This is a genomic window from Mucilaginibacter sp. OK268 (assembly GCF_900103125.1).
Classification (GTDB): domain Bacteria; phylum Bacteroidota; class Bacteroidia; order Sphingobacteriales; family Sphingobacteriaceae; genus Mucilaginibacter.
This window is the reverse complement of the sequence record NZ_FNJV01000007.1, coordinates 249954-261785: the sequence shown is the minus strand read 5'-3', so window position 1 is coordinate 261785 and position 11832 is coordinate 249954. Positions and strand designations below refer to the sequence as shown.

8 protein-coding genes are annotated in these 11832 nt (G+C 42.8%); all 8 read right to left on the bottom strand.

All coding sequences use genetic code 11. The features are described from left to right. Positions 1–355: 355 nt before the first annotated feature. The gene (locus tag BLR84_RS21190) at positions 356–1459 is read right to left on the bottom strand and encodes a bile acid:sodium symporter family protein (RefSeq protein ID WP_090472135.1); all 1104 of its coding nucleotides are present in this window, start codon (positions 1457–1459) and stop codon (positions 356–358) included. A gap of 24 nt (positions 1460–1483) precedes the next feature. Beyond that, positions 1484–2404 (bottom strand): RraA family protein, encoded by a 921-nt coding sequence (locus BLR84_RS21185; RefSeq protein WP_090472133.1) that lies wholly within the window; start codon positions 2402–2404, stop codon positions 1484–1486. Between the two features lie 24 nt (positions 2405–2428). Continuing rightward, entirely contained in the window at positions 2429–3706 is a 1278-nt protein-coding gene (locus BLR84_RS21180; protein ID WP_090472131.1) for an amidohydrolase/deacetylase family metallohydrolase, read from the bottom strand. A 104-nt stretch (positions 3707–3810) separates the two neighbouring features. Further along, positions 3811–5022, bottom strand: a complete 1212-nt coding sequence (locus BLR84_RS21175) for an aminotransferase class V-fold PLP-dependent enzyme (RefSeq protein ID WP_090472129.1) — start codon at positions 5020–5022, stop codon at positions 3811–3813. An 18-nt stretch (positions 5023–5040) separates the two neighbouring features. Beyond that, positions 5041–5496 carry a RidA family protein gene (locus BLR84_RS21170; protein ID WP_090472127.1) on the bottom strand — a complete coding sequence of 152 codons (456 nt, stop codon included), beginning with the start codon at positions 5494–5496 and terminating at the stop codon, positions 5041–5043. 54 nt (positions 5497–5550) lie between these two features. Then, positions 5551–7086, bottom strand: coding sequence for a SusD/RagB family nutrient-binding outer membrane lipoprotein (locus BLR84_RS21165; RefSeq protein ID WP_090472125.1), 1536 nt, complete (start codon positions 7084–7086; stop codon positions 5551–5553). Positions 7087–7104: 18 nt separating this feature from the next. After that, a complete protein-coding gene (locus BLR84_RS21160; RefSeq protein WP_255367004.1) occupies positions 7105–10353 on the bottom strand; it encodes a SusC/RagA family TonB-linked outer membrane protein in 3249 nt (1082 codons plus the stop codon). 323 nt (positions 10354–10676) lie between these two features. Next, positions 10677–11648, bottom strand: a complete 972-nt coding sequence (locus BLR84_RS21155) for a FecR family protein (protein WP_090472121.1) — start codon at positions 11646–11648, stop codon at positions 10677–10679. Positions 11649–11832: the final 184 nt, after the last annotated feature.

Below are 11832 nucleotides of genomic sequence, written 5' to 3'. Positions count from 1 at the left end.
GAACAGCGAACGTATGCCAAGGTTATGACATGATAATGAAAAGACGTTTTTCATCTATAAATTATCACAAGTTTAACCTCAATCACATAATCGTTGGGATCACTCAAAAGCCAGTAATTAATTACTGGCTTTTGAGTTGGATTGGGATTACCTGAGCTTTTGAACTTTATTCAAGGACCTAGCTAACGATATTGCTAAAACTAGGACAACGAGAATTCCTTTATTGTTAAAACACGGGCAGACGGTTTTCTTCGACATACCTCCCCAGTCTTTGCAGGTTCATCAATCATATGACTTCTGATAATTATTCGCTTATATAGACTTTTTATACACGCCTGTTAGTAAATTTATAAATTCAGGTAATCACTGCTGTCTCTTTATTTCCTGGCTTTAAGATTGGTTTACGATGCCAGTAATTCGCCAGTAAAGAGCCGGTAATATTCATCAAAGGACCAAATACAGCCGGAGCTAAACCAACGGTAGCAATTTTACCCATCTCTTTAGCCAAACCAGATGCCAGTCCACCGTTTTGCATCCCCACCTCTATCGCCATTGTGCGGCAGTCGCGTTCATCCATTTTAAACAAGCGTCCGGCCCAATAGCCCAGGGTATATCCCATCAGGTTATGGATAAGTACCAGTAAAACCAGCATAAAACCGATATTAAGCAAACTACTCCTACCGGCTGCCGTAATGATCACGATGATAAACGCAATACCAAACATCGATACGATCGGCATAACCGTCTCCAGCCATTTTGCTCTTTTAAGCAGGTACCGGTTAAACACAATACCCGCTCCTATTGGTAATATCACCATTTTTATAATGTCCCACATCATCTTGAACATATCTATCTGAATAAAGGTACCTCCAAGAAACTTCATCAACAACGGCGTAAAAATGGGCGCAAGCATAGTTGAAACAGCTGTAATAGTAATGGATAAAGCCAGATTGGCTTTTGCCAAATATGATATTACATTGGAGGCCATACCATTTGGCGAACAACCGATCAGGATAATACCCGCGGCAATTTCAGGCGGGAAACCACTCAGTTTGGCTAAGGTAAAACCCAGCGTGGGCATGATCAGAAAATGGCTGAAGACCCCAATAAATACCCCCTTTGGCATTTTTATCACCCCGGCAAAATCTTTGATACTCATGGATGTGCCCATACCAAACATAATCAATTGTATTAATGGCGTAATGAGTATGGCTAATTTGATACCGTTTACCTGGATAAAATACTGCGGGTAATATAAAGCCGTGGTAACCGCAGCAAAGATGATAATCGTGTAAGAGAAACCTTTGAGCAGCACAAATCCCCGAAATGCAATCGCCAATGTTATAAAGAAAGCGATTAGGAATGGCCCGGCCGATGCTATGCCATCCTGGTAAAAACGGACAGCTGCAATAAGCAGGCATATCACCGATATCCCTGCTATTATTTTATAAATATTCATTTGTTACAGTTTAAGAATGTATAACTACCAGGTTCTTTTTTCCATAAAGGCATCCAACTGGGCGCGTGTCATTTTTACTTTGCTGTTGCTTTGATCAAGCCATTTTAAAAATGCTTCCCTGATAGTGGGCGTCCACTGGCTATCAATTTCGCCCGTACTGTACGTACCCGACTTAAGCATGGCATGTCCAAATTCGTCACGAAGGGCAATAAACTCGGCGGTAGCAACCACTTTTTCGGCTAAATGAGCGGGGATGAACAGTACCCCCTCCTTTTCAGAAACAACCAGATCACCAGGCATTACGATGGCATGCCCTATTCTGATCGGTGTATTTAGCCCCATCAGCACCATCTCTTCCAGGTACGACGGATCAAAATCACGAACAAAGGCATTGAACCCAACAATGCTTTTCAAGCCCTGCAGATCACGCGCTGAACCATCAAAGATCACCCCATTACCCGATTTATTGAAGATGGAATTACCCAGGTTATCACCTATTAATGTCCCTCCTTTTATTTTGCCAAAACCATCGGCCACATAAACATCGCCTTTTTTGAGCACATCAATGGGCCAGGCATTGGTATTGCCTTTTCTACCCTCCTTTGCGCCACGTGCCTTAATGTTTTTTTCTAAGTCGGGTCTGCTGGGCATAAACATCGCTGTTACTACCCTGCCAATTACGGGTATATCATCATTCACTAGTTTCCAGTTGCTCTCAAACTGATTATTGTAGCCCTCATTCCGTAATACCGTCCAGGCTTCTTCAATGCCGATGTGTTTGGCTCGTTCAAGCAGATCATCAGGTATTTTGGGTCGGCCATCGTCAAAGCGCTCCCCTTTCCACTCCGATGTATAAAATATCAGTTGTTCTTTTGGTATGGTTTGTGCCCGACTGGTGCTATAAAATAGCATGAACAACAGGCTGATTTTAAAAATACTTCTCATTTGATTTATATAGGTTGTAAGTGGCTATTTAGTACTGGCTATAATCTTGGTGCTTATTCTTGGTGGAACTATGGGTACAGCAATACCGTTCAGATCATATACTATTTTACCCGCCCTGATGGTCATTTCGCATTCCAGTTTCTTATCAGCGGCTATTTTAAAACCCGTATAATCAAACAAACCGAACTTACCCTTCCGTACGCTTAAAATGGCTACATCCCCATCTGAACCAACCGAAAGGGTTCCTAACTCTTCATGTTTAATTTCTTTTGCCGGGTTTGAGGTGCTTACTCTTATAACTTCATACAAGTCCATGCCAATATTCAGGAATTTTGACATGGTAGTCAGCATATCCTTCATCGCGTTATTCATACTTCCTGTATGGATATCCGTACTGATGGAGTTGGGAGAAAACCCGTCTTTTATGGCTGGTATGGCCTGAGAAAAGGCAAAACTGATACCCCCATAACCCACATCGAAATAAATCCCCCGCTTGCGTGCTTCCCATACAAACGGCTTTATTTTTTGGGTAGCCAGGTCAACAATGTACTCTCTGTTATCTAATTGTCCAAAACAGTGCGTAAAAATATCTCCGGGACGCAAATGCTTCCTAAACAACTCTTCGATAGATAGCGGCGGATTACTGCCTCCAAAATCTATCATCACTGGCAGGCCGCCAGCCATATTGCCGGCCTCAACGGCATGATCAACCGCAATCCATTCATGCCCTTCATAGTGCGCCACTTTAAACCCAACTACGAAGTTCCTGTATCGACGGGCTACGAGCGCCGCCATCTTCGCATCCATATCGTTGGAGTTTTGTTCATAGCCTCCCCGCATGCCTTCGCCTACAATATTGATGAAGGCCAGCACCCGCGTTTGTGATTGATCAATGGTTTGAGCCTTAAACGTAGGGAAAGTACGCCAGCCCGAGCTGCCTGCGTCAACCACAGTAGTAACTCCATTGCGGAATGTAAAACCATCAGGCGGCAAAGCCAGATTACCATTCTCATATTGATGATCGGGCTCGGTACCATAAAAATTATGGGTATGGATATCGATGAGGCCAGGCGTAACATACAAACCTTTAGCATCTACAACCTGTAAGCCTAGCTTAGGATCTATGCTTTTGGCAACCAGCGCTATCTTCCCATCTTTTATGGCTATATCCATTTCGGTATCGATGTTGTTTTTCGGATCCATAACATGGCCTCCTTTAATAACCACATTATAGGATTGTGCTTTTAATGTTGTAATAGCCAAGCCTATGGCTGCTATTACCAGGAATATTTTCTTTTGCATTTCAAATCATTTTTAATTCAATTAATGCAGGAAACCTGGGGTAATAGTTATCCTGTCAGCGTAAAAAACCTACACTGTAAAGCAATAAATAAATGTAAATCAGCTTAAACCGCCTGTTGTAAAATGGCCTTTACACGACCGGCAACTACATCGATCTGGTCGGGCCGTAACAGCACCACTCCAATGATCAACGCGTCTTCATGCCTGTTGGCAACTATACTTGGCGTGCCGCTTTTGAGGGCGACGAGTACATCCTTCGGGTTAGTTTTTATTTTGGTTTGATCCCAGGTAACATTTAAGCTTGGAAAAGCATTGGCCGGCCCGGGGTTTACAACTACCTCGGTTTTCACGGTCGAAACTGTTTCCAGCGTGTTACCTATACGCTTCGCTCGTTGCAGCCAGTCGTCCCATTCTTTATGATGATCTTTTTCCAGATAGGCTTTTAAGGCCGCGTACATGCCGAACATTTCCTCTTTATTTACCTTCATAGGTCTGCCGATCGGCGCTTCATTAGGGCTGTGGTTGAGCCTGGCCGCGGTGATCAGATCTTTCCGGCCAAATAATAAACCGGCGCTTTGAGGCCCGTGGATCATTTTACCACCCGAAAAAGTTATCAGGTCGAAGCCCATTTTTTGAAACTTAAACAGGTTCTCAACCGGCGGCACGTCTGCCGCGGCATCAATAAATGTAGGGATGTTGTGTTTCTTAGCTATTTTTACAAACTCCTCGTGTGTAATACTGCTTTTCTTTTCGCTGGCATTAAAAAACAGCGCCATTACCGTATTGCTGTTGATAGCATTTTCCATACCCTCGGGTCCATCAACCTCAATAATTTTAGCGCCTGTGGTACTTACCGCCTGGTCAAACAGGTAGCGGTGCGTTTTCTGCATAATAACTTCGGGCCGGGGGCCGGGCAAATTAGGCAGCTGCTTTATTTTTTCCTGGTTAGTACCCGTTATGGCAGCAGCTGTACCTAAAACTATGGCGCATGAAGCACCTGAGGTTACCATGGCTGCTTCTACGTGCAGCATTTCTGCTATCTTACCTCCTACCTTATCCTGCAGCTCGTACATATTGGCAAAGTCATGCGAAGTTGAATTAATAGCCTCCAGCACCTCCGGCAACATCAGCGAGCCTGATAAAAAGGTCATGGTTACCCCGGCGTTTATAACCGGGGTAACATCAAGTTCCTTAAAAAAGTCGCGTTTGGGCACGGGTTTAGTGGTAGTATGTGTATGTAAAGAGGCCGCTTTGCCTATCAATCCGCTGGTTAGGGGAAGTATAGTAAGGCCTTTTAATATATCTCTGCGTTTCATATAAAGCTGTGTAATTTTTTATATGTAAGCGATACAATCCATTTCAACCAGGGAGTTTCCGGGTACGCCGCCTTTAGCTACAGCTACGGTTGTGCGTACCGGCGGATTTTTACCAAACCTGCCCTTGTAAACATCATTCATGCCCTGGTAATCGGCAATATCATTCAGAAAAACGGTGACTTTTAATACCTTTTCCATTGATGAGCCTGCTTTTTTCAATTCTTTCTCCAACTCCTGCAATACAATCTCGGTATGTGCTTTGATCTCGAAGGGTTCCACATGAGCCCCTTTACCGGCTACAAAAATCATATTGCCCAATTTGGTCGAACCCGAAAACAGGGGTACATCCTGGTGTTTGGTAATATTGTTTACTTCTTTTTCGTTGTTGCTTACAACACCAGCTTTTGCAAAGCCAAATATTGAAATGCCTGCCGCCGAAGCCAGCAGTTTTTTTAAGATCGATCTTCTTTCCATGGTTATGTTGTTTTTTAGGTTATGTATAATTTTAATTGTAAATAATGCCGGGTATTAAGGACGATCCCACCACATGCGGGTCAGGAAATCATCAGGACCCTGACGGGCGATGGCCGCGTTATAATTAGCTTTATTTAAATTTTGCTCGGTAGTTGGATACAGCATCCGCCTGAATATTTTGCCTCCTGTAGCGTTACCCACATAATTATTAGGCACCAGTGCCGGGTAACCGGTACGCCTGTAGCTCGCAAATACTTCTTGTGAGTTAGGAAATACCCCAACCCAGAATTGCGTATAGATCTGCTCCATTTGCGCACTGAATGAGCCTGTAGTATTTAGCCGGTGATAGCTGAGGTAAGTTTGGATCTGATTACTGCTGATAACACCTTGTGAGCCAAACAATGCCCATTGACGCATAGACGCACTGATGCCATTCTCATATAAACTACTTGTACTTGATGCGGTGTACCAACCACGTAACGCGGCCTCGGCCAGCAAAAAGTTGGTTTCGGCATTGGTAAGCAACAGGTATGGGCTATTTAGTTGTAAAATAGTATTGGGGTTGGGCTCCGAATAAGTTACAAACACAGCATCGGCAGGTTTAGCGCTCAGGCTTGATGACATGCCTTTTTGTATCGCTGCTGTGGTATCTGCAACTTTATTTAACCAAACCACAGAAACGGCCGCCAGGCGGGGGTCATTATTGGTTTTTAAATAGTTAATAAACACATCCTGATATTTGCCGCCTTCCGGATTGGATGTACCATTTGCACCTATAAAATCAGCATTAAGCATATTGAGGGCAAGTGGATTTTTGTTAATATCCTGACCAGCAGAAACATAACCACTTACTTTGGCAATATCTACATCCGCAGTGATCACCCCACCAGCGATAGCCTTTTTTGCCCAGGTTTCGGCACCGGCAATATCTACTTTGGTCATGCGCATGGCACAGCGCAGCATCAGCGAGTAGGCAAACTTTTTCCATTTATTTACATCGCCTGCATAGATCAGATCAGCAGCGCCAAATGTTGGTTTAGCGGCATTAAAAGAGGCAGCTGCCTCGTCCAGTTCTTTTAACATATCGGCATAGATATTCTTTTGCTCATCATACACCGGCATATAAATCGCATCGGTATATCCTTTGCCTGCCTGAGAATATGGAATATCTCCGTACAGATCTGTGATGCGGCTAAAGCAGTAAGCTCGCCATATCCTGGCTGCTGCCAACAAATTAACCTGATCAGGATTCGCTTTAACTGAGGTAATTACCTGCGAGACCTCATTGATCTCTTTTGGATAGGCGGTGTTAAATACTACCCATGATTGTGAGCTTTGGCTCAGCACATACTTTGCGCCAAAACCTGCCACATCATTATAGCTGGTGGTATATTGCATGGTACCCTGGAGCAGTACCTGCACATCACCTGCTCCATCCAACACGGCCTTGGTAAATACGAAAGCAGGTGTAGGATTGGCAGATGAGTTGGGATTGGTATTGATCGCCTCAAAGTTTTTGTCGCACCCTTGCAGGCCGATGCAGGCAATCAATAGTAAGACTATCAATTTGGGGATAAAATATTTTTTCATGATGGTGGTTTTTCTGAATTAAAATTTAACCATTAGGTTTAATCCATAGCTTCTTGTTCTGGGTAATCCGAAAGATTCAAAACCCTGACTTGAGCCATTGGTAAAGCTTGACTCCGGATCGAAATTATCCGTCTGCTTATAAATGGTTAGCAGGTTACGTGCGACAAATGAGATAGAGGCATTTTGTACGTTGATGGCTTTCAGGAGATCAGCAGGGATATTGTAGCTGAATATAACCTGACGAAGTTTTACAAAACCGCCATCGTGCAAAAACAGCTCAGAATAGGATTTGTAGTTATCATAATAGCTACGCAGGTTTGATATCGGCACTGTTCTGGAATATGGATTACCAGCCTGGTCGACACCACTCAACTGCAAGCCATTTTCCCTACCCGGCAAGGTTGTTTTCATTAAACCTAAACGGGTACCATAAACCTCCATCAACGAGAATATCTTATTACCAAATTTGCCGTCAACCAATACATTTAAGGAGAATCTCTTGTAGCGAAAATCATTTGACCAGCCCATGGTTATTGGTGCCACGCCCTTGCCTAAAGTTTGCAGGCCCGTTGCAACGGGTAAACCAGTAGTAGCATTAAATACAGTTTGACCGGCGGCATTTTTCAGGATACGGGTACCTACTATGGAACCGTATGACTGGCCAACAATATTGTTGATATACGCCCAGCCATTAACAGATGAAGCCATCTGGATCTGATCGAGCCCGGCGGCCAGTCTTACCACTTCATTTTTGTTATAGGCAAAGTTATAACTGGTATTCCAGCTGAAGTTGCCTGTTTTTACTGGCGTACCACTTAACAATACCTCGATACCCTTATTGCTTAGTTCGCCTACATTTAAAACTACGTTGTTGTAGCCTGTGGTTCCGGATATAGCTGTAGAAACAATATCATTGGTGGTTTTACGATCATACAGGGTTACGTCGAAGCTTAAACGGCTATTAAACAATTTGGCCTCGATACCTGCCTCTGTTGTAGTGGATGTATAAGGGCGAAGTGTAGAATTAGAGATGGTTGTACTGGAAACGTTTTGTATTGGCTGCCCCGAACTTGGCACCATAGTAAATGCCTGGTTAATTTGGTATGGATCAGGCGCACCGCCGCCTACCTGTGCAAATGAGGCCCTTAACTTGGCGTAGTTTATTACCTGTGGCAATTTAAACGCCTCCGAAAGCACAAAGCTACCACCTACTGAAGGATAAAAGAGACTGTTGTTTTTTGGGCTTAAGGTAGAGAACCAATCCTGGCGACCGGTAACCGTTAAGTAAGCAAAATTCTTATACCCAATATCGGCCGAGCCCATCAATGAATTGATAGCCGTTTTATTATTTTTTGGCGTTGTAGAAATGGTTGAAAGGTTGGTTGAGCTGTAGAAATAAGGGATAATGTAATTGCTCCCCGTGATATTGCTTTCATTATAAACAGACCGTTGCTGGTTGGCGCCAACAAAAGCGGTTAAAGCAAAATCATTGGTTACTTTACCATTATAGTTAAGCGTTAATAAACCGTTGGTTTCAGAAGCATCAACTTTTAGTTCATTATACTGACCGTTTGGTACATACAGTGTTCCGGTTGGCAGTATATATTTATAGTTGTAATAATAAAAATCGCGACTTACAACTCCTTTTAATGATAGATTTTTAACTATCTCATAGGTAATACCGGCCTGGCCAATAAAACGATCCTTCGAATCATTTTCTTTGAACTTGTTGGCTACAAAGTAACTATTACTGGCAATAGAAGCATCGTTCCAGGCAATCTCATTACCATTGGCATCATAACCTGGTTTTAGCCATCTGATATCGGCAGTATTGGCAATCATATACGGTGTCCAGTTAGGATTGCCTAAAGCATCACCTGCTGTGGTTCTGTTGTTAGCTTTCTCCACATTATATTGCGCCAGGGCTTCTATATTAATCCGTTTACCCAATTTACCGTTAACACTCAGGTTACCCGTTTTACGATTATAGTTGGTATTCGGTAAAATACTTTTACTATTCAGGTCGGAGGCTGAAAAGCGATAGGTAACGGCTTCATTACCACCTGTAAATGCTAGGGTATTGGTGAGTGTATTACCTGTTTGATAAAAGTTTTTGATATTGTCCTTCTGCGCACTGTAAGGATGGGTCAAGCCATCGGCCGCAACGTAAGGAGAACCATCAATTTTGGCACCGAAAGACCGGCGACCTGTTTGTATAGCCTCGCCTTGTGTGGTTGGTTTAACACCATTATCGCCCTGGCCATATTCATATTGCCAATCGGGGAAAACAGCTGGTGTTTCCATCGTATAGGATGAGTTGTAATCAACACCGATACCTTTTTGCGCCCGTCCTTTTTTGGTGGTGATCAATATAACACCGTTAGCGGCTCTTGCGCCATAAAGCGCTGCCGCTGTACCGCCTTTAAGTACACTGATAGATTCAATATCATCCGGATTGATGCCAGCAATACCATCACCGCGGTCAACGTTACCGGCGCTGCCATTTGTTGTAGCGCTGCCACCTGGTACGGAGTTTTCAAGCGGCATACCGTTAATTACATACAGTGGTTGATTACCACCAGACAGGGAGCCGTTACCACGGATAATAACCCGGCTTGATCCGCCCGGACCGGTTGATAACCCGGTAGCATTTACACCGGCTACTTTACCGGTAAGCGCGTTAGCTACGTTGTTTTCACGGGCTTGTGTAAATTCATCTCCTTTTACTTCGGTAACAGAATAAGCCAGGGCCTTACGCTGACGCGATATACCCAACGCGGTAACAACCACCTCGTTTAGTTTATTGGATTCTTCCTGTAACCTAACATCGATAGTTTTACGGTTACCCACTACTATTTCCTGAGTCAGGTACCCTATTGAGGAGAATACGAGTACAGTATTACCATCTGGTACGCTAATACTGTATCTGCCATCAGTGCCTGTGCTGGTTGCAATCGCAGCACCTTTAATTCTGACGGTTACACCCGGCAATGCTCCGGTGTTATCAGTAACCCTGCCCGTTATCTGTAAGGCTAAGGTTTTTTGCATTGCTGATATAGCAGTGGTCTGTTTCTTTTCAATCAGGATCATATTACCTGATAATTGATAATACATACCCAACGGATCAAATATCCTGAATAATACCGTACTCAGTTTTTCGTTTTTTACATCAATGGTTACTGTTTGGTCTGTAACTATTTCGTTACTAAAAACAAAACTGAGCTTAATTGCTTTATTTATTTGCTTTAGTACATTTTTTACAGGCATGTTTGTCACTTTTAGCGATATTGGAGTGTCTAAGTCCTGTATAGAGTGGATGACCGCGCTGGTTTTGAAGAAACAGATAGATAGAAAACCTGTAATTATGACTATCCTGTTGACAGCTTTACGCAGCCGATTAGAGGACAATATGTTTTTTGTCATATATTTGAAGAAAATTTGTAGTGATTAAATGCCCTTACGGGAGCTATGAATTATCTGAGCTTTAGCTCGGTGGGGTTGGATGTGCTGGAATCACATTCAACCTTTTTTTATATCGTCGTTGTATATTTCTATAGGCAATCGGTTTTAAAGGTTATCATTCTGTTTATTTACTGAAATAGGGTGTATATATTTTTATTAACGCGGTATTTGGCATGCGTAAGCCGGGTAATACCATTCAAAATATCGGGCAGGGCTTGATTCTGGAATATAGCCGTAATATGTCTGGATGCTATACCTTTATTGGCTATTTCAATGTTCACTGCATATTTATTGCTTAGCGCCGTGGCTACATCAGCCAGAGTAGCATCTTCAAACATCAGTTTATCATCCATCCAGGCAATAGCATCAGCGGGATCGGCCATCCGGCTAACGGTTAGGGTCCGATTCTTTTGATCACTTACCGCACATAGCCCGGGTGTAAGTATAGCCTGAGCCATACTACTTTGATCAATAACCCCAACTTTTCCCGTTAAAACAGTTACTTTCTTTGGCTTTTGCTCGTTGTAGGCGCTCACAGTAAAGGATGTACCCAAAACCTGTGTTTTTAACGCGCCCGAATAAATGATAAATGGCTTCTTGGTATCATGTACTACTTCAAAATAAGCTTCGCCCTTTAGGTAAACAATTCTTTGCCCCTTACTAAATTTTTCTGGATAACGTAAAGAACTATTGGCATTCAAAGTTACCCGGGTACCATCGGCTAAAATGATCACCTTGGTTTTTGCAGGTAAAGACTGAGCGGTTAAATATGGTGTACCGGTAGCTGTCTTTTTATAAAAACTGATGGTACAGATCATGAGCGCCAGCGCAAAACATGCAGCATATTTAAGCAACACACCCGTATTATAACGTTTCGGCGCTTTCTCTTTGATTCGTGCAGAAATATCGGTCCAGTTTAAATTACTTTCAATTTCGGAATGTGCCGATCTTTCCCAATTGGGTTTTAAGGCCTCATCAAAATCATTATTATTGGGAGAAGCTTTGAGCGCCAACATCAACTCATCAAATTCCTCCGGCGTACAGGCATTGTTGATGTATTGGCTTAATAAATATGATTTTCTTTGCTTATGATCCATCATTAACTGTGTGATTACATTAAAGACACAGCAAATCCACAAACAGACTAATGCAAAATGAAAATTTTATTTTTTTTATTACAACATTCTAAAAATGTTATTCCACCCTGCATTAAAATACAGAATATAACCTATCAACAATCTCTCTTTGGTGAAATTAAAAAAATAGCAATCCTATCAAAAATCG

Bases quoted from the DNA above. Each gene is read 5' to 3' on its own strand.
- BLR84_RS21190 (WP_090472135.1), bottom strand. From the start codon at position 1,459: ATGAATATTTATAAAATAATAGCAGGGATATCGGTGATATGCCTGCTT.
- BLR84_RS21185 (WP_090472133.1), bottom strand. From the start codon at position 2,404: ATGAGAAGTATTTTTAAAATCAGCCTGTTGTTCATGCTATTTTATAGC.
- BLR84_RS21180 (WP_090472131.1), bottom strand. From the start codon at position 3,706: ATGCAAAAGAAAATATTCCTGGTAATAGCAGCCATAGGCTTGGCTATT.
- BLR84_RS21175 (WP_090472129.1), bottom strand. From the start codon at position 5,022: ATGAAACGCAGAGATATATTAAAAGGCCTTACTATACTTCCCCTAACC.
- BLR84_RS21170 (WP_090472127.1), bottom strand. From the start codon at position 5,496: ATGGAAAGAAGATCGATCTTAAAAAAACTGCTGGCTTCGGCGGCAGGC.
- BLR84_RS21165 (WP_090472125.1), bottom strand. From the start codon at position 7,086: ATGAAAAAATATTTTATCCCCAAATTGATAGTCTTACTATTGATTGCC.
- BLR84_RS21160 (WP_255367004.1), bottom strand. From the start codon at position 10,353: ATGCCTGTAAAAAATGTACTAAAGCAAATAAATAAAGCAATTAAGCTC.
- BLR84_RS21155 (WP_090472121.1), bottom strand. From the start codon at position 11,648: ATGATGGATCATAAGCAAAGAAAATCATATTTATTAAGCCAATACATC.